Annotated in this window: 25 protein-coding genes and 3 pseudogenes; 12 read left to right on the top strand and 16 right to left on the bottom strand. The window is 66.4% G+C overall.

Going from position 1 to position 22,316, the window contains the following annotated elements:
• Positions 1-36 precede the first annotated feature (36 nt).
• Entirely contained in the window at positions 37-375 is a 339-nt protein-coding gene (locus ASG92_RS01260; protein WP_056623886.1) for a zf-TFIIB domain-containing protein, read from the top strand.
• Positions 376-401: 26 nt separating this feature from the next.
• Here ASG92_RS01260 and ASG92_RS01255 read toward each other — a convergent pair whose 3' ends face one another.
• Together ASG92_RS01255 and ASG92_RS01250 are read right to left on the bottom strand one after the other, a co-directional pair.
• Positions 402-965 carry a hypothetical protein gene (locus tag ASG92_RS01255; protein ID WP_056623250.1) on the bottom strand — a complete coding sequence of 188 codons (564 nt, stop codon included), beginning with the start codon at positions 963-965 and terminating at the stop codon, positions 402-404.
• A 4-nt stretch (positions 966-969) separates the two neighbouring features.
• Complete coding sequence (locus ASG92_RS01250; RefSeq protein WP_056623248.1) at positions 970-1,437, bottom strand: hypothetical protein; 468 nt, start codon at positions 1,435-1,437, stop codon at positions 970-972.
• Positions 1,438-2,099: 662 nt separating this feature from the next.
• On the opposite strand from ASG92_RS01250, the gene dnaB reads away from it, so the two are divergent.
• Positions 2,100-3,482, top strand: coding sequence for a replicative DNA helicase (dnaB, locus tag ASG92_RS01245; RefSeq protein ID WP_056623245.1), 1,383 nt, complete (start codon positions 2,100-2,102; stop codon positions 3,480-3,482).
• 7 nt (positions 3,483-3,489) lie between these two features.
• Here dnaB and ASG92_RS01240 read toward each other — a convergent pair whose 3' ends face one another.
• A complete protein-coding gene (locus ASG92_RS01240) occupies positions 3,490-4,461 on the bottom strand; it encodes an acyl-CoA thioesterase (protein ID WP_056623243.1) in 972 nt (323 codons plus the stop codon).
• 129 nt (positions 4,462-4,590) lie between these two features.
• Here ASG92_RS01240 and aztD point away from each other — a divergent pair, with 129 nt between their 5' ends.
• A complete protein-coding gene (aztD, locus tag ASG92_RS01235) occupies positions 4,591-5,898 on the top strand; it encodes a zinc metallochaperone AztD (RefSeq protein WP_056623240.1) in 1,308 nt (435 codons plus the stop codon).
• A 93-nt stretch (positions 5,899-5,991) separates the two neighbouring features.
• On the opposite strand, the gene ASG92_RS01230 is transcribed toward aztD, so the two are convergent.
• On the bottom strand, positions 5,992-6,426 hold the full coding sequence (locus ASG92_RS01230; RefSeq protein WP_056623236.1) for a DoxX family protein: 435 nt from the start codon (positions 6,424-6,426) through the stop codon (positions 5,992-5,994).
• 135 nt (positions 6,427-6,561) lie between these two features.
• Positions 6,562-7,137, bottom strand: coding sequence for an antibiotic biosynthesis monooxygenase (locus ASG92_RS01225; RefSeq protein ID WP_240986948.1), 576 nt, complete (start codon positions 7,135-7,137; stop codon positions 6,562-6,564).
• Between the two features lie 76 nt (positions 7,138-7,213).
• Here ASG92_RS01225 and ASG92_RS01220 point away from each other — a divergent pair, with 76 nt between their 5' ends.
• From ASG92_RS01220 to ASG92_RS01210, 3 genes are all read left to right on the top strand, one after another.
• On the top strand, positions 7,214-8,566 hold the full coding sequence (locus ASG92_RS01220) for an MATE family efflux transporter (RefSeq protein ID WP_082579233.1): 1,353 nt from the start codon (positions 7,214-7,216) through the stop codon (positions 8,564-8,566).
• Between the two features lie 101 nt (positions 8,567-8,667).
• Complete coding sequence (locus ASG92_RS01215; RefSeq protein ID WP_056623232.1) at positions 8,668-9,255, top strand: hypothetical protein; 588 nt, start codon at positions 8,668-8,670, stop codon at positions 9,253-9,255.
• 101 nt (positions 9,256-9,356) lie between these two features.
• Entirely contained in the window at positions 9,357-9,728 is a 372-nt protein-coding gene (locus ASG92_RS01210; RefSeq protein WP_056623229.1) for a hypothetical protein, read from the top strand.
• Between the two features lie 38 nt (positions 9,729-9,766).
• Here ASG92_RS01210 and ASG92_RS01205 read toward each other — a convergent pair whose 3' ends face one another.
• Complete coding sequence (locus ASG92_RS01205; RefSeq protein ID WP_056623226.1) at positions 9,767-10,315, bottom strand: CGNR zinc finger domain-containing protein; 549 nt, start codon at positions 10,313-10,315, stop codon at positions 9,767-9,769.
• A 167-nt stretch (positions 10,316-10,482) separates the two neighbouring features.
• On the opposite strand from ASG92_RS01205, the gene ASG92_RS01200 reads away from it, so the two are divergent.
• A complete protein-coding gene (locus ASG92_RS01200) occupies positions 10,483-11,490 on the top strand; it encodes an EamA family transporter (protein ID WP_056623223.1) in 1,008 nt (335 codons plus the stop codon).
• 78 nt (positions 11,491-11,568) lie between these two features.
• Here ASG92_RS01200 and ASG92_RS01195 read toward each other — a convergent pair whose 3' ends face one another.
• Positions 11,569-11,835: a hypothetical protein gene (locus ASG92_RS01195; RefSeq protein ID WP_056623221.1), complete on the bottom strand. Its 267-nt coding sequence runs from the start codon at positions 11,833-11,835 to the stop codon at positions 11,569-11,571.
• Between the two features lie 213 nt (positions 11,836-12,048).
• Here ASG92_RS01195 and ASG92_RS01190 point away from each other — a divergent pair, with 213 nt between their 5' ends.
• Positions 12,049-12,321, top strand: a complete 273-nt coding sequence (locus ASG92_RS01190; RefSeq protein WP_056623218.1) for a DUF2277 domain-containing protein — start codon at positions 12,049-12,051, stop codon at positions 12,319-12,321.
• A 27-nt stretch (positions 12,322-12,348) separates the two neighbouring features.
• Here ASG92_RS01190 and ASG92_RS01185 read toward each other — a convergent pair whose 3' ends face one another.
• The 4 genes from ASG92_RS01185 to ASG92_RS01170 all read right to left on the bottom strand — a co-directional run bounded on the left by ASG92_RS01185 (position 12,349) and on the right by ASG92_RS01170 (position 16,164).
• Complete coding sequence (locus tag ASG92_RS01185; RefSeq protein WP_056623215.1) at positions 12,349-14,739, bottom strand: heavy metal translocating P-type ATPase; 2,391 nt, start codon at positions 14,737-14,739, stop codon at positions 12,349-12,351.
• Positions 14,740-14,765: 26 nt separating this feature from the next.
• A complete protein-coding gene (locus ASG92_RS01180; protein WP_056623212.1) occupies positions 14,766-14,996 on the bottom strand; it encodes a heavy-metal-associated domain-containing protein in 231 nt (76 codons plus the stop codon).
• A 62-nt stretch (positions 14,997-15,058) separates the two neighbouring features.
• Positions 15,059-15,406 carry a metal-sensitive transcriptional regulator gene (locus tag ASG92_RS01175; protein ID WP_056623208.1) on the bottom strand — a complete coding sequence of 116 codons (348 nt, stop codon included), beginning with the start codon at positions 15,404-15,406 and terminating at the stop codon, positions 15,059-15,061.
• A gap of 251 nt (positions 15,407-15,657) precedes the next feature.
• The gene (locus ASG92_RS01170; RefSeq protein ID WP_056623203.1) at positions 15,658-16,164 is read right to left on the bottom strand and encodes a universal stress protein; all 507 of its coding nucleotides are present in this window, start codon (positions 16,162-16,164) and stop codon (positions 15,658-15,660) included.
• A 175-nt stretch (positions 16,165-16,339) separates the two neighbouring features.
• Between ASG92_RS01170 and ASG92_RS01165 the strand changes: the two genes are divergently transcribed.
• Positions 16,340-16,540 (top strand): hypothetical protein, encoded by a 201-nt coding sequence (locus ASG92_RS01165; protein WP_056623200.1) that lies wholly within the window; start codon positions 16,340-16,342, stop codon positions 16,538-16,540.
• Positions 16,541-16,606: 66 nt separating this feature from the next.
• A pseudogene (locus ASG92_RS01160) lies at positions 16,607-16,828 on the top strand (aldo/keto reductase); the annotation flags it as partial.
• A gap of 17 nt (positions 16,829-16,845) precedes the next feature.
• Here the strand turns inward: ASG92_RS01160 and ASG92_RS01155 are convergent.
• The 4 genes and pseudogenes from ASG92_RS01155 to ASG92_RS29435 form a co-directional block, all read right to left on the bottom strand.
• Complete coding sequence (locus tag ASG92_RS01155) at positions 16,846-17,901, bottom strand: DNA polymerase IV (protein WP_056623877.1); 1,056 nt, start codon at positions 17,899-17,901, stop codon at positions 16,846-16,848.
• A gap of 32 nt (positions 17,902-17,933) precedes the next feature.
• On the bottom strand, positions 17,934-18,197 hold the full coding sequence (locus ASG92_RS01150) for a hypothetical protein (protein ID WP_056623195.1): 264 nt from the start codon (positions 18,195-18,197) through the stop codon (positions 17,934-17,936).
• A 500-nt stretch (positions 18,198-18,697) separates the two neighbouring features.
• Positions 18,698-18,835 (bottom strand): hypothetical protein, encoded by a 138-nt coding sequence (locus ASG92_RS27990; RefSeq protein ID WP_157372014.1) that lies wholly within the window; start codon positions 18,833-18,835, stop codon positions 18,698-18,700.
• A 342-nt stretch (positions 18,836-19,177) separates the two neighbouring features.
• A pseudogene (locus ASG92_RS29435) lies at positions 19,178-19,352 on the bottom strand (DNA polymerase V subunit UmuC); the annotation flags it as partial.
• A gap of 242 nt (positions 19,353-19,594) precedes the next feature.
• On the opposite strand from ASG92_RS29435, the gene ASG92_RS01145 reads away from it, so the two are divergent.
• On the top strand, positions 19,595-20,080 hold the full coding sequence (locus ASG92_RS01145) for a GNAT family N-acetyltransferase (protein ID WP_240986947.1): 486 nt from the start codon (positions 19,595-19,597) through the stop codon (positions 20,078-20,080).
• A gap of 38 nt (positions 20,081-20,118) precedes the next feature.
• Here the strand turns inward: ASG92_RS01145 and ASG92_RS01140 are convergent.
• Positions 20,119-20,384, bottom strand: a pseudogene (locus ASG92_RS01140) (S24 family peptidase); the annotation flags it as partial.
• Positions 20,385-20,885: 501 nt separating this feature from the next.
• Here ASG92_RS01140 and ASG92_RS01135 point away from each other — a divergent pair.
• A complete protein-coding gene (locus ASG92_RS01135; RefSeq protein WP_056623193.1) occupies positions 20,886-21,449 on the top strand; it encodes a dihydrofolate reductase family protein in 564 nt (187 codons plus the stop codon).
• The last annotated feature ends 867 nt before the right edge of the window (positions 21,450-22,316 follow it).

Raw genomic sequence — 22,316 nt, 5'->3', positions numbered from 1 at the left:
GCGAACTATTCCCCGCATCCGCTCGTTGTGCCGGACATGAAATGTCCTGTTGATTCTGTAGACCTGATCATGAGCGAACGCAGCGGCGTCGAAATCGACTACTGCCCCCAGTGCCGGGGTGTGTGGCTGGACCGCGGGGAGCTGGACAAGATCATCGACCGTGTGGCCGCCGCGGGACCGGCAGCTCCCGCAGCACCCCCGGCGCCTGCCCCGCCCGTCGGCATGGCCCCGCCTCCCCTGTACCGGAACAACGAGCCGCGGCGTGACCAGGCCCGCTACGATGACCGCGGCCACGGCAAGGGCTATGACCGCGACTACGACCGCCGCCGGCCCAAGAAGAAGGAAGGCTGGCTGGGTGACCTCTTCGACTTCTAGTCGCCGCCGGGTTCGTAGAGGGCGGTTCAGTCGTCAAGCAGCGCGATGAATTCGCGGGCCTGCTTCATGGTGATATCCGAGTGCCGGGTCAGCGCGGTGGCTGCGGCCTCCGTGTTGCCGCTCTTGGCGAGGGTGCGGATGCGGCCGTAGATCTCGTCGTTCAGCATGTTGCTGCTGACCTCCCGGGTGACGTCGCCCTTGCTGGCGATCGCCCGGTACCGGTAAGGGAAGCGCTGCGGCGTGTCGTCGTCCGCATCGGGCTCGCTGGTTGCCTGGGGCGGCGAGCGGAAGGGCTGCGGGTGGGCCGCCAGCGCGGCAACTGCGTCCCGCGAGGCCCTGAGGCCCTGGCCTGAAACCTCGTAGTAGAGCTTGATGGCAGCCATGGCCTGGCCCTGCGCAATCAGGGCGTACAGCCTCCGGTGTTCTTCCTCCGACAGCTTGGCGGCAGCCATTTTCGCCAGTTCCGCGGATTCCGGCGGGGCCTTGGCGGGCTCGGCGGACTGCCGCCGGCGCCCCCAGCCCCGGGCCGTGAGGGTCACGGCGACGGCGACGGCCACGAGGATCAGGAGGGGGATCACGAGCGATTCCATTGTTCTAAAGCCGATCTACATATTGCTTGGCGGTCAAAAGGTCGGAGTGGGTTGCCTGGCGGAGAAGCCTGATTGCCTGGATTTTCTGCCCGTTGCGCGCCATGGACTGCAGCTGGAGGGCCAACTGCGGATTGAGTTGGCCCCCGGGCAGAACAGCGCCCTGCAAAGCGTGCTGCCCCTGGCCTGCGGTTAACCCCGGCTGGCCCAGGAGCGCCGCCCGGGCGTGGTCCTGCTGCTGGGTGTGCTGCTGTTCGTTCTGGCTGGGCCGCGTTGCCGCATCAACGCGGGCACGGGCGGCCGTCGCGGCCTGCACCTGGGCGGCGTAGTGGGCCTGCGAGCGCCTGGCCAGATCCAACTGGTAGCGTTCCGCCTCCGACATGCCAGTATCCCGCGGCTTCAGTGCCGTGGACAGGGCCCAGAGGACAGCCATGAGGATAAGGACAGGCAATATGACTATCAGAACGTCGCCCATAGTTAGAGCTTAGGCCAGATGCGCATTATCCACAGCATGTGCCGGAACGCGCATATAGCGGCCGCTGCCGGAACTGCGCGGGACCCCGGGGGCCAGGCGGTGAGTTCGCCCGCAAGAACCCCGGATTTGCGCCTCCAAAGCGCAAAATTACCGGCCGGTATCCCCAGCAACCGGCTTCAGGCTGTGGATGAAGGTTCGGAAATGTTTTATTCCGTCCACAGGCTCAAAGCCGCGTTTCCGCAGGTCAGGGGCTATATATGCCCAAAAGAAAATTGATTTCCACAGCTTCACCCACAGGCTGTGCACAAGCAGGGGAGCGTTGTGCACAGGTTATCCACAGAGGTGCAGAACTGCGGGCTTTGTGCGTTGACCGGCGGGCGCTAACGTAGCGGAGACACCCCATCAGGACGCGGTTCCCTTTCGGCCCGGCACACTGGAGCTGACGATTTCCCAGGCTCCGGCTACTCCGTGCTGCCTGTGGAAAACCTGTTGATGAGGAGTCGCCGCGGGGGCACGGCGTCAGGCGGAAAATGTCAGGGCCGGCTGGTGTAGTAGCACCAGCCGCGCAGCAGGTTCCGCTGAACGGCCCACCCACCCGGCATACGGCACACCCGCCGCAGATTCCCCTCCGGGAACTGCGGGCACAATGGAGGACGGCAGCTTTGTCAGTTACGCACCTGGACTCAATCGAGGGCAACCGCAGCTCCGAAGGCAGCCGCAAACCTCCGCAGGACATTCCGGCCGAACAGTCCGTCCTGGGCGGCATGATGCTCTCCAAGGACGCCATCGCGGACGTCGTGGAGATCCTCCGCGGCCAGGACTTTTACCGCCCTGCCCACGAAACCATCTACGAAGCCGTCATCGACCTCTATGGCCGCGGCGAACCCGCCGATGCCGTCACGGTCTCGGACGAGCTGACCAAGCGCGGCGAGATCAACAGGATTGGCGGCCCCGCCTACCTCCACGAGCTCATCCAGACCGTTCCCACCGCGGCCAACGCCGGCTACTACGCCGAGATCGTGGCCGAACGGGCCGTCCTCCGGCGCCTGGTCAACGCCGGTACCAAGATCGTCCAGCTGGGCTACGGCCAGGACGGCGAAGTCGAAGACCTCGTCAACCAGGCGCAGGCTGAGGTCTATGCCGTCGCCGAGCGCCGGACCGCGGAGGACTACGTCGTCCTGAAGGACGTCATGGAGTCCACGGTGGACGAGATCGAGGCCTCCGGCCACCGCGGCGAAGGCATGGTGGGCGTCCCGACCGGCTTCTACGAGCTGGACGAGCTCACCCACGGACTGCATCCGGGCCAGATGATCGTCATCGCCGCCCGTCCCGCCGTGGGTAAGTCCACCTTCGCGCTGGACTTTGCCCGCTCGGCTGCCATCAAGAACAACCTGGCCACGGTGATGTTCTCCCTCGAAATGGGCCGGAACGAGATTGCCATGCGCCTCCTGTCCGCCGAGGCCACCATCGGGCTGCAGGACCTCCGCAAGGGCACCATCAAGGATGAGCAGTGGTCCAAGATCGCGACCACCATGGGCCGCATGAACGATGCGCCGCTGTTCATTGACGACAGCCCCAACATGTCCCTCATGGAGATCAGGGCCAAGTGCCGGCGCCTCAAGCAGCAGCATGACCTCAAGCTCGTGATCCTCGACTACCTGCAGCTGATGAGCTCCGGCAAGAAGGTGGAGTCCCGCCAGCAGGAGGTCTCGGAGTTCTCGCGTGCACTGAAGCTGCTCGCCAAGGAGCTGCAGGTCCCGGTCATCGCGCTGTCACAGCTGAACCGTGGTTCCGAGCAGCGCCAGGACAAGCGGCCCATGGTGTCGGACCTTCGCGAGTCGGGGTCCATCGAGCAGGACGCCGACATGGTGATCCTGCTGCACCGCGAGGACGTCTACGACAAGGAGTCCCCGCGGGCCGGTGAGGCGGACATCCTCATCGCCAAGCACCGTAACGGGCCCACGAAGGACATCGTGGTCGCGTTCCAGGGTCACTACTCGCGCTTTGCCAACATGGCGGCGGATGCCGGGGGCGGCGGGTTCTAGCCGGGGCCTATACGCCCTGCTGCAGCAGGTGGTTCGGCAGCCGGTTTCCCGGCGCGGCGGCACGGATTTCCAGTAGGTGGCGGGCGTGGGCATGGAGGCGCTTGTCCTCATCCGAAACGGGCACCCATTGGGGAATCGGCACGGAGGTGCCCTCGGCGTCCCGGGCCACCATGACGGTGAGGCAGTAGGTGGTCAGGTTCAGTTCGCCGCCCTTGGGGTCGCCCGAACGGACATGTACCGCCACGTGCATACCTTTGGTGCCTGTGTAGACGAGCCTGGCCTCGACCTCCACCACGTGGCCGATCAGCAGCGGGCGGTAGAAGCGGACGCCGCCGGAAAACACTGCCACAGTGTCCTTGCCGCAGTGGCGCGATGCGCAGACGTAGGCAGCCTCGTCGATCCACTTCATGACGATCCCGCCGTGGACCTTCCCGCCCCAGTTGACGTCCGTTGGTGCCGCCATGAACCGCAGCACCACGCGTTCGGCAGTTCCGGCCTCGGTATATTCCTGGGCGTTCATGGCTTCCACGATCTGCTCGCGGATCCCGATCCGTGCCAGGGCGTGGTCCCGCTCTTCCAGTTCCTGCGGGGTGGCGGGTTCAAACTGTTTGACGGGGATGGGCTTGCCGTCCTCGCCCACGGCCACGAAGATCACCATGCACTGGCTGCGCATGGTGGCGGGTCCGCCCTTCGGATCGCCGGAGGAGACGACGGTCCGGATATGCATCGAGGACCGGCCGGTGTAAACGATGGTGGCGGTGACTTCCACCATGTCGCCGCTGTTGACGGGGTCCGCGAAGTGGATGTTCCCCACGTAGGCCGTGACGCAGTACGACTTTGCCCAGCCGACCGCGGCGGCGTAGGCAGCCTTGTCCACCCATTCCAGCACTGTTCCGGCGTCCACAGAGCCGCTGTGGCCGACGTCGGTGGGGGCCGCAAGGAAGCGGAGGGTCACGGAATTGGCGGCAGTCTCGCTCATGCTGTGAGTTTACTGATCCGCCGGGCTACCCGGCGTTCGGGGGGACACAATCGATCCCCGGCCCGCCACAAGCGGACGAGGCAGCAAGGATGACATCAAACACTAAAGATAATGATTATCATTAGTGTCATGACATCTTCACTCAGAACCCCGTTCCCCGCTCCCGCCCGCCTTGGCCTCCTCGCCGGCACGCTCGGCCTTGCGGCCCTGCTGTCCGGCTGCGGCCAGGAAGCGGGCGGGACTGCCGGAGTGCCGTCCGGCGCGTCGCCACATCAGGGCGGAGGCCCCCAGGGCGCGGGTCCCCGGGAGGTGCGGGCGCCCGAACCAAGGCTCGTGTTCACGCATTCGGGCGGCGTCGGGGTCCTGGACGCGGCCACGTTGGAGCCGATCGGCGGGGCGGAACTGGAGGGGTACAACCGCCTCAGCCCGGCGGGGGACGGGCGCCACATCCTCGTGGCCACCGGCGATGCATTCCGTGTCTTCGATTCGGGAGTGTGGACCGAGCGCCACGGCGACCATGGACACTCGTACGCAGCCGAGCCTCAGCTGACAGGCCGCGCGTTCGAGGCGAGCAAGCCCGGCCATGTGGTCCGGCACGCCGGCAAAACGGTCCTGTTCAATGACGGATCAGGCACAGTGGAGGCCTTCAAGTCCGACGGACTGGGCGCGGCGCTGGAATCCGGGCTGCCCGCGACGTCCACCTACACCGCCCCCGATGCCCATCACGGCGTGGCTGTGGAGCTGGCGGACGGCAGTTTGCTGGTGACCGTGGGCGACGAGGAAGCCCGCAGCGGCGTCGCCATGCTGGGCGCAGCCCCGGACGGACAGGCCCGTGCCGAGATCATCCGCAGCGAGGAGTGCCCTGGCGTGCATGGCGAGGCCGTCGCGGGGGAGGAGACGGTTGCGTTCGGATGCGAGGACGGCATGCTGATCTACAAAGACGGGAAATTTTCGAAGGTCTCCAGCCCCGACCCCTACGGCCGGATGGGCAACCAGGCGGGATCGCCGGCATCACCGGTGCTCCTGGCGGACTACAAGGTGGACAAAGACGCCGTCCTGGAACGTCCCACCAGGATTTCGCTCGTGAACACCGACTCCGGAAAGCTGAAGCTGGTTGACCTCGGAACGAGCTATTCATTCCGCTCTCTGGGCCGCGGGCCGGCCGGGGAAGCCTTGGTCCTGGGAACCGACGGCGCCCTTCATGTGGTCAATCCGCTGACCGGCGCAGTGACGGCACACATCCCGGTTGTTCCCGCCTGGCAGGAGCCCGAGGTATGGCAGGATCCCCGGCCCACACTGTTCGTACAGGGCGCCATGGCCTACGTGTCGGATCCCGCGGCCAGGAAAATCCATGCCGTTGACCTGAAAACCGGAAGGGTGGTCAGGTCCGGCGAGTTGGAGCACGTCCCGGATGAGCTGACGGGTGTAACCGGCTAATAGCGGCGACCCGTCCCCAAGCGGAACAGACGAAAGACGGCAGCTGCGCACGTGGGTGCGCAGCCGCCGTCGGGCATTCCGTGAGGTGACGTCCTAGGCGAGGGCGTTCAGCTTCGAGCGGGCGCGGCCGAACACGGCGCGGTCAACCGAGAGGCGGCCGGCTCCGGTGAGGGCGATGGCGAGGGCGGCTGCGGCCAGCAGGAGGACCAGTTCGTACCCGCCGTTGGCTGCGAAGACGCCGGCCGGGGCGTGCACCAGGAAGAAGGCGCCGAGCATGTCCAGTGCCAGCAGGGCGGCGAAGACCCGGGCGAGCACGCCGAGGATCAAGGCGATGCCGCCTGCCAGTTCGAGCGTGGCGACGACCGGGGCCGCGGCCTCGGCGGCAGGAACGCCCATCTTTGCGAAGGACGCCTGGGTGCCGGCGATGGTGAACTCGCTGAACTTCTGCCAGCCGTGGGCTGCGAACAGGAATCCGACGATGACGCGCAGGACGGTCAGGGCTGTGGTGGTCAGGGTGGGCTGGTTCATGGGAAATTCGCCGTTCGTATCGGTTGCGTTCGGTCTTGTGAGCGGGCGATCGGATCGCTTGTAGCTTCAAGTCCACTGTCCCGCACAATTAGTTGAAGTGTCAACTAATTGTGACGGTTCGCACTCTTCGGGGCCCTACGAGCGTCTTGTCCGGAGCCAGGGGCCGAGCAGCCTGGTGGTGGCCGGAAGGAAGATGTATGTCATGAGCGGGGTCAGGATGCAGGTGGCCAGAAGTACCTGGAGCACCAGCGGCCAATCCTGTGTCAAAGGGTGCAGCAGGAAGTTGGCCAGCAGGCTGAGGGGAAAGAACGGCAGGAAAATGCTGATCATCTGCTTCCACCGCGGAGGCACCACGGTCTCCGGAACGGCGAGGTGGACATCGCCAGGCTGGGCGAACCAGCCCTCGATCCCGGTGCGGCGCTCCACCCTCGTGATCTCGACGAGGCCGGCAGCGCTGTCGATCCACCAGCGGCGCTCCTCGGACTGCTCCCAGTCGTTGAGGAGATCAGCGTCCGCGAAACGGTACAGCATGTGCCATTCGTCGGAATCCGCTGCGGTGCGGACCCACCCGGAGCCGAGGTAGCCGGGCCATTCGCGGGCCAGTTCCTGGCCGGCGTGGGCCCAGGCGCTGGCCTGGCGCGTGCGGCCGGGGAGGACGGTGCGGGCAATGGACACGGTCACGGGCTGTAGCAGCGAATCTGTGTGTGGCACTGCAGGAATATTACCGGGTCCGGTAACCGGGCCGGCGGCGGACCGCCCCTACCGCACCGGCAGCTAGGCTGAAACCGTGCCCGACTCACCTTCCGCCACGGTTCCGGCCGTGAGGCCCACTAGCCACGCCCGCGAAATCCTGCGCCTTGCGGTCCCCGCGTTCGGGGCCCTGATCGCGGAGCCGCTTTTCCTGCTCGCCGATTCGGCGATCGTAGGTCACCTGGGGGTTGCCCAGCTGGCCGGCGTCGGACTGGCCTCGGCCGTGCTTCACACCGCTGTCGGCCTGATGGTGTTCCTGGCCTACTCCACCACTCCGGCCGTGGCCCGCGCGATCGGCGACGGGCAGTTCGCCAAGGCCCTGGCCGCCGGCCGCGACGGCGTCTGGCTTGCCTTCCTGCTGGGGACCATCCTGGCGGTGGCGGGCTTCGTCGCCGCGGAGCCGCTGGTCGGACTTATGGGCGCCGGCCGCGAGGTCCGTTCGTTCGCCGTGGACTATCTCCGCTGGTCCATGCCCGGACTGGTGGCTATGCTGCTGATCTTCGCCGGCACGGGTGTGCTCCGGGGACTTCAGGACACGAGGACCCCGCTGGTGGTGGCCACGGCAGGGTTCGCCCTGAATATCGCACTGAACCTCATGCTGGTCTATGGCCTGGGCTGGTCCGTCACGGGGTCCGCCGTCGGAACCAGCATCGCGCAGTGGGCCATGGCGGCCGTCTATCTCCTGATAGTGCAGCGAAACGCGCGCAGCCACGGCGTTTCGCTCCTGCCTGACTGGCGCGGGATCCGCGCCATGACCCAGGTGGGTTCATGGCTGATGCTCCGGACCCTGAGCCTGCGGATTGCCATCCTTGCCACCGTCCTGGTGGTCACGGCCCAGGGCGCCGTGAACCTCGCCGCGCATCAGCTGGCCATGACCGTCTTTACCTTCCTCGCCTTTGCGCTGGATGCCCTTGCCATCGCCGCGCAGGCACTCATCGGGAGGGAACTCGGAGCCTCCAATCCGGTGAAGGCCCGGCTGCTGACCCGGACCATGGTCCGCTGGGGCACCGGCTTTGGCGTGGTGACGGGCGTCCTGCTCGCCGTGGCCGCCCCCTTCGCAGGCGCCTTGTTCACTTCCGACGCCGGTGTCCAGTCAGTTCTCGCGACTGCCCTGCTCGTGCTGGCGGCAGGGCAGCCCATTGCGGGGTACGTGTTCGTCCTGGACGGCGTGCTGATCGGGGCCGGTGACGCCAAATATTTGGCGATTGCCGGCGTCGTAAATCTTGCCGTTTACCTGCCGATGCTCCTGGCAGTCCCGCTCTGGGGGCCCGGCGGCGCTGCGGCGCTGGTCTGGGTCTGGGTGGCGTTCTCGCTGGGCTACATGCTGGCCCGGGCCATGACGCTGGGGCTCAGGGCGCGAACGGACCGCTGGATGGTGCTCGGCTCCTGACACGGGCCCCCGCGGGTGAGGGCAGACCGGGCGGACAGGTCTGAAGGACCGGCCGCCGATGCCGGGTTCGGGGAAACAGGCAGGCGAACTAAACTGGAGCGGTGACTTCCCCCGTGAACCCCGTTGAAGCCTCCGCGCCCGCCCACCAGGCGGAACTGTGGAAGCCGGTGCTGCTGCGCGCCGCCGCCGCGCTGGCGTTCGGCGCCGTGACCGTGTTCTGGGCGGCGCCCTCCGAGACGGGGATGAGCTGGGCGGGAGGGGCATACCTCCTGGCAACCGGCGCAATTCTGCTCTGGGGCATCCCCCTTTCCGGTTTCCGCCGCGAGGCGGCGCCCGGCAGGTCCATGTCCGCCGCGGCCTCGGTCCTCACCGGCGCCGGGGTCAGCGTCCTGATCCTGCAGGGCAGCCTGCTGTTCGCCGTTATTGCCGCTTTGGGCCTCGCCGCCGTGGCCGCAGCCGAACTGTATCTAGGCATCAGGTTCAGGGGGCGCCATGTCCTGGCGCGGGACTGGCTCGCCTCGGGCGTCGTTGGCCTGGGGACGGCCGCCGCCCTGCCGTTCTTCATATCCCTCGGCCCGCACGCGCTGCTGGGCGTTGCCGGCGGCGGAGCCATCATCTCGGGCGTGCTCTGGATCCTGGCCGGTCTTTCACTCAGGCATGATGCGCGGACGCCCGCCGCAAGGCCGTAAACTAGAACGTAAGGGTTCTACTCCCTGTAGAACAAGGCAGTAGACCAATCACATCACAACGGGCAGGCCGCATCCTCGCCGCCCGCATTGGAGGAAGCACCGTGGCACACCAGAAACCAGGAGAACCGCGGAACCTGCGGACCTCGGTTAAGGGACCCCTGATGTTCTCCGCGTTTTGGGGTGTGGTGGCCTTCGTCGCGGTGCTGATCTTCGCCTCCGGCGGCAGTTCCCGCGCTCCGCGTTTCGACCTCGCCTTCACCGGCGCGGGCATCGCCTTCATCGTCACGCTCGTCATCGCGGCGATGTTGTCCATGAGCTACAAGGACAACGCCGAGCACCTCGGGAAGGGCTCCGGCGTGAACCTTAGCTCGGCCAAGAAGCCGTCGCACGGCTTTGGCGGACACGGCCAGAAGCCGGGTCCTGTTGCGCCGCATCCCTCGGACGACTCAAAGCCCGACGGCGGCACCTCCTAGCTGCCAGGCACCCGGCCCGCTAATCCCCGCTTGGCCTGCTACTCCCCGCCCGCCGCGCGGCGCGCCCGGTAGGCCGCCACATGAGCGCGGTTAGCGCAGTTTCCGGTGTCGCAGTACCTCTTGGACCGGTTCCGGCTGAGGTCCAGCACCACTGCATTGCAGTCATCGGCCGCACACACCAGCATGCGGTCCATTTCCTTGCTGCGGATCACGTCCACCAGGGCCATGGCTGCCTCCGTTCCCATTCTGTCCGCCAGCGGCGCTTCGCGGGTGGTGGCGTGGAGGTGCCAGTCCCACTGGTCGTGCTTCAGGAGCTGGGGTAGGGCGCGGGCTTCGCGCAGCAGCCGGTTCACGCCTGCCACGGCCGTATCCTCGTCCGCGGTCCACAGGGCAGCAAGATCTGACCGCAGCGCGTGCACGCTGGCCAGTTCCGCGGCGTCGCGCGTGCGGGATCCGGTGAAGCCCTCCGCCCGGAGGAACTCATCCAGGTCCTGCACGGTGGCCAGTTTCTCCTCGCCGTTGGCTGCGCTGTTGATGAGGTGCACCACGGTCCGCAGCGCCACCTCCGTGTCAGGGGCAAAAACCATCTTGACTCCTTACAGTCCCGGGGCGTAATGTCATGACCAACACCCCATTTTACTCCTGACAGGAGGCAGCCGTGCCTGCATCCAGCAACCGCGCCAAAATGCCGCAGCCTGCGTCGCCGGCAGGGCGGGCTGCCTTAGCGACGTCCCCGACGGCGCCGTCCGCTTCGATGGCCGTTTCGCCCCGTCCCGCGGCGCCGGGTTTCATGGCGTCGGGCCTGGGCATTGCCCTCTTTTCCTCCGCCGTCTTCGGCATCTCCGGCTCCTTCGCCAAGGCACTTCTGGAAACCGGCTGGACCCCCGGTGCCGCCGTCACCGCACGGCTGACGGGCGCCGCGCTCATCCTGGCGATCCCTGCCATCCCGGCGCTGCGCGGACGATGGCACCAGCTGCGGGACAACTGGGTGACCATCATGCTGTTTGGCCTGATCGGCGTGGCGGCCTGCCAGCTGTTCTACTTCAACGCGGTGGCCCGGCTGTCGGTGGGCGTGGCGCTGCTGCTGGAGTACCTCGCCCCGGTGCTGATCGTGCTGTGGATGTGGGCGGCGAGCCGGAAGCGGCCACGCCCGCTCACCATCGCCGGAACACTCCTCTCGCTGGGCGGCCTGGTCCTGGTGCTGGACCTGACGGGCGCCGTGAAGATCGACTTCGTCGGCGTGCTCTGGGGCATTGCCGCCGCAGTCTGCCTGGCCATCTATTTCTTCATCACCGCCAAGGAAAACGACACCCTCCCGCCCATCGTCCTTGCCTCCGGCGGGCTCATGGTGGGCGCCGCCATCATGTGGCTGGCCGCCGCCACGGGCCTGCTGCCCATGGCCTTCAGCACGGCTGACACGAAATTGGGGCCGTGGATCACGCCGTGGTGGGTTTCCCTCGGCGGACTGGTGGTGCTGGCCACCGTGCTGGCGTACGTCTCCGGAATCACGGCGGCGCGCGCCCTGGGATCGAAGGTGGCGTCCTTCGTGTCGCTGACCGAGGTGCTGTTTGCCGTGCTCTGGGCGTGGCTGCTGCTCGGCGAACTGCCCGGCGCCATCCAGCTCCTGGGCGGGGTGCTGATCGTCGGCGGTGTCGTGCTGGTCCGGCTGGACGAGCTGAGGGGACCCGATCCGCGGACCGGCGCCGGCACTCCGGCTACCGCGCCGCTCAACCACGCGAACGACGTCGAACCCGTCCCGTAAGCGGTTGCCCCCAATGGGGCCGGGTTAAACGCCAGGAGGGCCGGACGCGTGCGTCCGGCCCTCCTGCGGTTGCTTGCCCTAGCGGTGGGAAGCTTCCTCCTGCTGCTGTGCGTTGCGGGAGGCCTGCCTGCCGGCCTCGTCCAGGGCCTGGGCAATCTTGGTAAGCTGCGCGGCGTGCTGGCTTTCCCAGTCGCTCCGGAACTTGTCAGCGTCCGGGCCCTTCCAGTCGGTGCTCTGGAGAGCGCTGGTCAGCGCGGACTTTTGCTTTTCGATTTCAGCCGAACCCTGCTGAAGCTTCGTGCTCAGTGTCTTGAGCTGGTCGGTGTCTGCACCCCAAAATGCCATTCGATATCTCCTTTATTCAACGGACCCGATCCAGTCGGCATCCCCAGCGGCCTCCGGCTCGTCCGGAAGGTCCATTGCCTACAAACTATCCTCCGACACGAAACAGTGTCGATGGGCACCGCTCCCCATGCAGTCCTCCCCATGGTGCCGGCGCCCCTCCCGAAGGGTGTCCGGAGGGTCGATCCCAGGCGATCCAGAGCCTAGCATGGGGGTATGTGCCGGAACATCCGAACCCTCCACAACTACGAACCGCATGCCACGTCCGAGGAGGTCCATGCCGCGGCCCTGCAGTATGTGCGCAAGATCAGCGGCAGCACCAGGCCATCCAAGGCCAACGAGGAGGCCTTTGAACGTGCCGTGCATGAGGTGGCGCACGCAACGCAGCACCTGCTCGAGGCCCTCGTGACGCACGCGCCGGCGAAGGACCGGGCAGAGGAAGCGGCGAAGGCCAGGGCCAGGGCGGCCGTGCGCTTCGGCGCTGCCTGACACCGGCGCTGCCCGCCCGGCCGCGCCCTATCTGGGCGGCTGCGTGCTTGCCGTGCCGAAGCTGCGCAGCCGGAGCGAATTAGCCACCACCAGCACGGAGCTTGCGGCCATGGCGACGCCGGCGATCATCGGATTGAGCAGCCCCAGCGCGGCCACCGGGATCCCCACCGCGTTGTAGAAGAACGCCCAGAACAGGTTGGTCTTGATGGTGACCAGCGTGCGGCGTGACAGCTCGATCGCCGTTGCCACCTGCCCGAGGTCGTTGCCCATGACAGTCAGGTCGGCCGCCTCGATGGCGACGTCCGTTCCGGAGCCCATCGCGATCCCCAGATCCGCCTGCGCCAGGGCCGCGGCGTCGTTCACGCCGTCGCCGGCCATGGCCACCGTGGCGCCCGCTGCCTGCAGGCGGCGGACGGCGTCCACCTTGCCTTCGGGGAGGACGCCCGCGAACACGTCTTCGGCGGGAATTCCGACGGCGGCGGCCACCTGGGCGGCGACTGCGGCGTTGTCCCCGGTCAGCAGCACGGGCCGCAGCCCCAGGGATTTCAGTCTGGCGACAGCCGCCGCCGAACCCGGTTTGAGCGTGTCCCGCAGGGTGATGATGCCCGCAGCCTCGCCGTCCACGGCCACCCAGATGGCCGTGGCGCCCGAGTCCTCCGCCGAACGGAGTGCGTCGAGCTGCCCGGGCAACGGGCTGACGCCATTGTCCTGCAGCCACCCGGTCCGGCCGGCAACCACCAGCCGCCCCTCCACGGTTCCCACCACGCCGCCGCCCGGTGCGGAACGGAAGCCGACGACGGCGGGGAGGCCGCCGCCGTCGTCCATCCGGCCGGTGACGGGCACGGTGGCCCGTGCGGCAGCGGCGATCGCGTGGGCGATCGGGTGCTCTGAAGCTGCCTCGACCGCGCCGGCCAGCCGCAGGACCTCCGCCTCGCTGAACAGCGTGAAGGCAACCGTGGAGTCGACGGAAAGGTGCCCGCTGGTGACCGTGCCGGTCTTGTCCAGCAGGATGGTGTCCACGGTGCGGGTGTCCTCGAGGACCTGCGGGCCCCTGATGAGGATGCCCAGCTGGGCGCCGCGCCCGGTCCCGGTCAGGAGCCCCACCGGAGTGGCCAGGCCGAGGGCGCACGGGCATGCAATCACCAGCACCGCCACCGCGGCCGTGAATGCCGAGCGCAGCTCGGACCCGCTGGTGTCCGGGCCGGCCGTCAGCAGCCAGGCGGCAAAGGTCAGGACGGCAATCGCCAGCACGATCGGGACAAAGACCGCACTGATCCGGTCCGCCAGGCGGGCAATCGGTGCCTTTCCGGTCTGGGCCTGGGCCACGAGCCGGCCCATCTGGGCCAGCGTTGTTTCCGCGCCGACGCGCGTGGCGCGGACCAGCAGCCGGCCGGCGGTGTTGATGGTGGCGCCCGTGACCGGGCTCCCGGGACCCACCTCGACGGGCACCGATTCGCCCGTCACCAGCGAGGCGTCGACGGCGGAGGAGCCGCTGATGACGACGCCGTCGGTGGCGATCTTCTCGCCGGGGCGCACGACCACGACGTCGCCCACGGCGAGCTGGTCGGCCGGGATCTTCACCTCGGCGCCGTCGACCAGCACCGTCGCGTCCTTGGCGCCGAGGTTCAGCAGTGCCTTGAGGGCGTCCCCGGCCTTGGCCTTGGCGTTCGCCTCGAGGAACCGGCCAAGCAGCAGGAACGTGGTGACCACGGCGGCGACCTCGAAGTACAAGCCGCCGGAGCCCGCACCGCCCATCTGCTCCATGCCGGGATGCTCGGTCAGGCGCGGATCGGCGAGAAGCTGCCAGGCGGAAAAGACGTACGCGGCAAGCACGCCCAGGGACACCAGCGTGTCCATCGTGGAGGTGAAGTGCCGGGCGTGGATGGCCGCCGCCCGGTGGAAAGGCCACGCCGCCCAGCTGACCACGGGCAAGGCCAGGGCGCCGGAAACCCAGCCCCAGTTCGGGAACTGGAAACCCGGAAACATCGAGATGAGGAACACCGGGACCGTCAGGACGGCCGCCACGATCAGGCGCGGCTTCAGCACCGAGGCCGTGCCGCCGTGTCGCATGTGGTCTTCGTGGTCACCTTGGTGCTCCGCCGGTCCGCCATGCTCCGCGTGCTCGGTCGTTCCTCCGGCGTCGTTTGGTGGCACGTCCGGTGCGGTGGGGTGTAAGGCGGGTTTGATTCGCGCCCTGTAGCCCGCTGCTGCTACCTGGTCCGTGATCTGTTGGTCGGTGATTCCGGCCGGGACCATCACGTGGGCCGATTCAAGGGGGAGGTTGACCGTGGCCTGGACGCCGTCGAGCTTGCCGAGCTTCTTTTCCACCCGGTTCACGCAGGACGCGCAGGTCATGCCCTCGATGTCGAGTTCGATCTCCCGGCTGGCGGGGCGCCCTGGAAGGTGTTCGGTGCTCATCGTGGCTCCTGCCCTGTCAGCCCGGCTCACGCCTCGTTGGCCACCACAAGGTAGCCCGCTTCGGCCACTGCCTCGCCGATCTCGGACGGCGAGAGCTCCTGGGTGGACGTGATGGTGACCGTGGAGACTCCGCCGGCATTGAGATCGACGGCGATGTCCTCGACGCCGGCCAGCGATTCGAGCTCTTCACTGACGGCCGACATGCAGTGCCCGCACGTCATTCCGGAGACGTGGACTGTGGTGGAAATCGTGCTCATGAATGGCTCCTTGTTGACGCGCTGACGGGGTGGGTCAGCGGGATGGGTAGTGGGTTTTGCCGTTACCGCAGCAGGCGCCCGATTGCGTCTGCCGCCTCCTTCACTTTGATGTCGATCGCCTCGGCGCGCAGGGCGGGGTCCGGTTCGGAGGCCGCCCCTATGACGCAGTGGCCGATGTGTTCCTCCACGAGGCCGAGGCTCACGGCGTGCAACGCCTTGGTGACGGCCGAAACCTGCGTCAGGATGTCGATGCAGTACTTGTCTTCCTCCACCATCCGCGCGATACCCCGGACCTGGCCCTCGATCCGCCGGAGCCTTCGCAGGTAGGCATCTTTGTCCGCGGTGTAGCCATGCTGCGGCGGCGACTCTCCGGTCACTGCCTCAGGCGGCTGGTTTTCGGGAATGCTCATGACCTCAAGCTATACCCCTAGGGGGTATCAGTCAACGCCTGGGGGAGCAGTAAGTGGCAGGCGGGTATTAAAAAGCTCCGGAGTGCGTTATTGGGGGATACGCACTCCGGAGCGGTCTTTGAGGCAGGTCCTTTGGTCAGCCTGCGCTCACCAGCTTACGTGCCGGTAACGGTGTTTGCCACCACCTCGAATAACTACTTTCACTTTACTTTCGCGGGGCCGGATCTAAGCCGGTTTCAATGGCCGCTGAGTCATTCCGGCCGGTCCTCGTGGGCGGCCATCCTGAACGGCACCACCATCACAGGGCGGCTCTGGTGGTGGGTGAGCCAGGCGGCCACAGAGCCATTGAGGAGCTCTGTAATACGGTGGCCGAAGCCCCGCTCGGGGGTTCCCACAATGATCATTGGTGCGTTGACCTCTGCCGCGAGCCGCCCGAGGGCTCGGGCCGGATCGCCGGCGAGTGTCCGGAGCGTCCATTCGAGTGAGGCGCTCCGCACGGCGGAGCCGATCGCGGACTTGAGATCATTCGTCAGGGACCGGATGTCGTCGTCGTTCTTGTCCGGATGGAGCGAGAGACGGTGCGCGGAGCGCGCCGGGTCCCACTCCACGAGGTAGCTTGCCTCGTCAACGTAGGCGCAGAGCAGAGGGACGGAAAGCTTTTGGGCCAGTTCGGCGGCTGTCTGGAGAACCTCGGGATGCTGGCCGGGCACTACGCCCACGAGCAGGGGAGGGGGGCCGCTGAAGCGCTCTGGAGACATACTTTATTGTGTGCCCGGCACCTGATGAATAACCAGACTTCCAGCGGGGTCAGGCACTTTGCCGCCACGTTCGCACGTGGCGGCCGGAGATGTAAGTCGTCCTGGCCCGGTGCCGTTTTCCCTTGAATCCGGCGGACGGCGGGCCTAGCGTTGAGACGTAGAGAGGCGGCGTGGCATGGAGATATACATGTGGTGGCTGGATCTGGACCTGAAAAGCAAGGAGTGGCTGCGGGAAAACCTTCGGGCCGGAGAGCTTCCGCTGTTCGTGATGCAAGGAATCGCCGAAGCGGGCGGTCCGCATCCGGACACGCCGCAGGCGGTTCTGACCGAATCCGAGTGGGATTTCATCGAGACCCAGTCCGAGTTTGTGGACTGACGGCGCCTCCCGCGCAGAGTTAGGCCCAACCAGTTCAGGCTGCCCGGACGACGGGCAGTTCATCCCAGCGGCCTGGTGCCCGACGGCGTCACCACTGCGCAAGCAGCCCTCGCGTGGGTGATCGCGCAGGACGGCGTCACCACGGTCTTCCCCGGTGCCCGTTCCGCGGCGCAGGCTAGGGCAAACGCTGCGGCGGGAGCGATGTACGACGTCGGCACCGGGCTTGCCACCGGCGCACTGGACATCTACGACCGTTACTTCCGCGAAGCGATTCATCCGCGCTGGTAAGGAAGGGAGCGACGCCGTCACCAACCGCCGCGCGTCGGCGTATGTCCCTTTCGGGCATCGTCGGGCATTGCCATTTCGGCCCGCAGGCCTAGGAGTCGGATCGGACGGCCCGCTTCGATTCCGGCTGCGAGGTCCAAAGCCCGCGCGAGGATTTCGTTCCGGTCGAATGTCTCGGGAATCTTCCTCGCGTGGGTCTTAGTGAAGAACGGCGCGTACCGAACCTTGAGGGTCAGCCCAACCACGGGCCGTCCTTCGGCCACAACATCCTCAAGGACACGCGCTGTCAGCTCCCTCACGGCGTCGTCCACCTGGGCGGGCTCGGTCAGGTCCCGCTGGAAGGTGGTCTCACGGCTATGCCCGCGGGCAACCCACGGGGTGTCGTCCACAACGCTGGCGCCGTCCCCGCGTCCGAGCTCCGCGTACCAAGGACCCATCTTCGGGCCGAACTCCGGGACCAGGTCTTGGGGGTCGGACGCGGCGAGCTCGGCGACTGTGTTGATGCCGAGTTTGGCCAGCCGGCCCGACACTTTGGTTCCGACGCCCCACAGGTCCTTGGTGGGCCGACTGCCCATGACCTCGAGCCAGTTCCCGGCAGTGAGACGGAAGACGCCGGCCGGCTTGCCGAAACCGGTGGCGACCTTGGCTCGGACCAAGGTGTCGCCGATGCCTACGCTGCAATGCAGCTGCGTGCGCTTCAGGACAGCGGCCTGCACCTGCCGGGCGTAGGCTTCCGGATTCTCTGTCTCAGTACCTATAAAGGCTTCATCCCAACCCAGCACCTGCACGGTGGCGCCGGGCTGCGCGCGCAGGGTAGCCATCACCGTTTCAGACGCCGCGAGGTAAGCCTCCCGATCGACGGGCAGGATCACGGCGTCGGGCACTTTCCGGGCCGCAATGCGTAAGGGCATTCCGGAACCCACGCCGAACGCCCTGGCTTCGTAGGATGCGGTCGACACCACAGCTCGTTCCGTGGGGTCGCCCCGACCGCCGACAATGATCGGCTTGCCCGCAAGCTCCGGCCGCCGGAGCACTTCGACCGCCGCGATGAACTGGTCGAGATCGACGTGCAGCACCCACCGGATTCCGCTCACGCCACCAGTCTGCCCTAAACATCCCTGGCAAGCATCGGCTCTCCACCAAGCTTGGCCGCTGAGCCTGCTGCCTCCTGACCTTCTTTGAATTCCAGCGCCGCCGAACACCGCCACAGGGGAACGAGGCTCTCGAAGGTGCCGTCGAGGAGCGCATCCGGGTCTTGGCCGTCGGCCAGCAAGCGCTCCAGGAGTTGCGCCAGTGCCGGGCCGCGTTCGTCGAGAAACTCCTGGAGGGCGGCTCCGGCTTTAGCCTGGGCCAGGTCGCGATAGTTAGTCATGGCAGATCTTCCTGGTTCCGGCCCAGCAGCTCTGCGGCCGCGGTACTCACGACCTGCGGAATCTCTTCGCCGTTCCTGGCATGGACGACCAGTGTCGGCATTTCATCGACATTCAAAGACAGCTGCATGCGTCCCCAACCCCCAGTACATTAGTTCACAGCCTCCTGGAATCACCCTACGCCCCGCCACCTGCATGGAACGGGCCCTTACGTGAACAGCAGCCACAGATCGACGGCGGCCCTGACGGCAGCGATCAGCAGGGCAGCGGCGGAGATCCAGACGCCGGCGATCTGCCAGCTGCTGGCTCGCATTCGGAGGCAGTTGGCTGCCCCGTCAAAGTGGACTTCGGGGATATTGCCCCTATCGGTGGGTGATCTACCGTTCCGATAATGACAGTCGTCATGTCTCTCTGTTGCGGAACCCAAGACGGGCGCGACGCCCCGCTGAGGGTTCCCCGAAGGGGGCGGCGGCACCGCAAACTCGAGCTGCGGTCGCCGACGCTACGCCTGCGGGCCGGTGCAGGCGTAGCCGCTTGCTTTGGCAGCATCGACCGTGAGCCGCTTGAATCCGATGGCTCCGTTGAGGTCCAGCGTCAGGTCCGAGCTCGGCGGACTGCAATCGTAGCCAGCCTTCGCCATGCAAAGCCGAACGCCTTCCCGCATGCCCTGTTCAGCGATCGGGTCGACTCTGGCGTAGGCCTCTGTCTGGCGGGACCGTCGCTCTATCCGGAACTATCGATGATTATCTTGTTTTTGAGATAGATGCAGATAAAGCAGGGCGTGGGGACAGGCTTGTCTTGGACTCGCACGGCACGGTTCCGCGGAATCGGTCCGGCAGTGTCGTTGCCCGGCTTGCCGGCGGTGAGCACGACAGGGGGATCCGCGGCCTGTGCGGCGTGCTAATTAGCATCTGATCCAGAAGAAAGTCGAAGCGCTCGAGGGTCCCCGAGACCTCCAACAACAGCTTTGTGGGTACAGAATGTAGACCCCCAGCCAGGCCGAGTAGCGTCCCAGCACGGTTCATTACCCGGGCGCTGATGTCCCCGTACAACTCGTAGTTGCTGGACCGGGTCACGAGACCCTATTCCTTGGCCCGGGGGCCGGCTTGAACCCAGGGCTCGCCTCTCCCGATCCCCAGGGCCTTCGCCTCCGGAGCACTATTTGGGACCGGGACTCATGTGTATGGCGCGTTTTTCATTTCTGCGCTGTTCCCTCCGTGCTGACTCAGCGTGGCGCTGCTGGCATCTGGCGTATGAGCAAATGTTTCAGCGTTCACGGCACACCTTTCCGCCAGCACCCGTCGGCGTTCCAACCTGCCTGCGAATCGTCGGTGAGGCACGGCATTCGGCCATCGGACCGACCGCCGCTCTCGGTAGAGTTTCGGCTATGGATGCCGCGGTGAGGGTTCGTCATGCGCGCGTCGAGGACGCTGCCGAGATGGCGCGCGTGAATGTGCGGTCGTGGCGTGAGACGTACCGCGGCGTGATGGCGGACCACGTCCTCGACGACCCGGGGTTGCCCGCCGCCCGGGAACGGTTCTGGACTGCCATGCTCAGCGGTGAGCGCTACCGCGCGAACCGCGTCGCGGTGGCCGAGCGCGACGGCGAAGTTATCGGGATCGCGATGGCGGGGCCCTCGCGGAGCTCCGAGTCGCAGTGGGGCACGCAGCTGTATGTGTTGTACGTCGTTGCAGCTGAGCATGGGACCGGTGCCGGGGCTGCCCTCCTGGATGCCGTCATCGGCCCGCACGATTCGGCAGCGCTCTGGGTCGCCGATCCGAATCCTCGGGCGCAGGCGTTCTATCGCAAGCACGGGTTCGTGGCGGACGGGACCGCGAATGTAGAGGACGGCGTGCGAGAGATCCGCATGGTGCGGCTCCTCTGAACGTGCCTCGCACGCGGACCCTCAATGCAATTCCGCCCCTAGACATGGTGCAGGCACCTCGTGGCCACGCCCCAGACGGTGAGCTCGGCCAGGGCCGGAACCCGGATGTCCGGGTACAGCGGATTGGCGGCCTGGAGCACCACTCCGGCGGCCGTGATCCTGAGGCGTTTGACGGTGAGTTCGCCGTCCAGGACCGCCACCACGCACGGTTGACGATCAGTTCGTCGCCGTCGCTGATGCCGGCCTGTTCCATGGAGTCTCCGGAGACCCTCACGACGTAGGTGCTCGTGATGTCGTTGATCATTCTCTGTAGAAAGTGCCTGTTCTGCCCGGTTTGTTGTTGAGCTGCCGCACGGTTTCTTTACGCCATTTCAAGCGCCCTTGGGAGGAACTACGTTGATATGGACCGCTTCAGAAGACGGAATACGTACACTTTGGGCGTACTGAGGCAGGTGTTCACCGAGTCAAGCTCAAGATTGCAGAGGAGAGATCCCGCCATTTGCGAAGTCAGCACGTCATTGAGCGCCCGGAAGGGAACCCTCACCGGACAGCTCAGTTGAAACGAGGACCGAAGGCTATGGCATCCAGATCATTGGCAGACACGATGGCGCCATGAGGGACAGGATGCTGCTGATCATGTGCGGGACGACAGACTTCCATGACGCCCTCAACTACTACAAGAAGCACTGCCAATAAACGTCATCATCGTTATCTTCGGCGTACTCCTAGCCTCGGCCGCACCGATGAGTTTCCCGCGCCGCGCCGGTCTATGCTATGGAGACCGACTGACGGAAGGCATGGCGTGATGCGGAAACTGATCTACGGCATGAACCTGACACTGGATGGCTACGTCGCCGCGCCCGGCGACGACCTCGGGTGGAGCGGGCCGAGCGACGAGCTGTTTCAGTGGTGGCTCGATCAGGAGCGGGCGATCGGCCTGTTGCTGTATGGGCGCAAGCTGTGGGAGGCCATGAGTTCCCACTGGCCGACCGGCGACCAGCAGCCCAATGCCACCCCGGCGCAGATCGAGTTCGCGCGGAACTGGCGGGACACGCCGAAGGTGGTGTTCTCCTCGACGATCGACAAGGTCGACTGGAACGCCCGCCTGGTCACCGGCGACGCGGTCGCGGAGATCACCCGGCTCAAGGCTGAGGACGGCGAGCCGATGAGGGTTGGTGGTGCAACGCTCGCCGGGGCGGCCATGCGGGCCGGGCTGATCGACGAGTACACGATCGTGACCCATCCGGTCCTGGTGGGCGGCGGCACGCCGTTCTTCACCGCGCTGGATAGCTGGGTGAACCTGAACTTGGTGGAGACGCGGACGTTTCCCGGCGGGGTGGTCCTGACCAGGTACGAGACGAGGCGCTGAGCGCGATTCCTCCGCGCGGTCGGGGAAGTACATCCACCACCAGCGGCCCCACGTCGGTGGCCAGCAGATAGTCCGGAATGCGCTTGTGCACCGCCCCGGCGACCTCAACCTTCTACAGAAACGGTTGCGCCACAATATGGCGCACCGACACATCTTGAAGTCCGCGAACAGCAAACGCGCCAACTCCAGCCGGGACTCGTAGATCAACAGATCCCGCACCGTAGCGTGGCGCCGATGATGATCCCTCGAACGACACCGGATTGTGCGACCCACGCGAGGAAACCTGCCTGTCCGCACACTAGCTCCGCCGCCGCGAGCAGCACCACAGTGATCCCTTTCGATGACGTGGCTGCCACGCTGAAGCACCAGCAGGCAGCTCTGCCCGTAAGCCGGTCCCCCTACGGGAATCCGCCCCGCTGACCTGCGACATTGCTGCGCCGGCCAAAACATGTGAAATGCAGCCGTATTTGGCGGTGTTCTATCAGCGATAGATGGCGGGTGTCCGTTTGAGGAACGCTCGATGGGGTGTGTGCGATGAAAACGGGTGTGCAGGTCGAGACGTATCCGTTCTGATCGAGATTGCTCAGCCCTGTAGCTTCACGACTTAGTGAGGGAGTCTTCCTCAAAGGTGGGAACCTGCCGGCCTGGAGCCCTTATTTGTCAGTTTCAGAGGTCTGCTCGGTTTGTGTCCCTGCCCTTGCCGGCCCTAGCGGAAGATGTTGTAGGTGCTCCAGCCCGAGCCGACGATGGTCCGGGCACCCCAGGTGCCCTGGCTGAAGGGGTAGTGGGCCAGTCGGCCGTCGCTGAGCCGGCTCATGAGCCCGGAGCTTCCCGTGGTGAATCCGGCCACGCTGGTGATGCTGTTGA

Origin of the sequence: Arthrobacter sp. Soil736 (assembly GCF_001428005.1) — a bacterium.
Classification (GTDB): Bacteria; Actinomycetota; Actinomycetes; order Actinomycetales; family Micrococcaceae; genus Arthrobacter.
The sequence above is the reverse complement of the archived record's forward strand: the minus strand, read 5'-3'. Positions and strand labels throughout refer to the sequence as shown.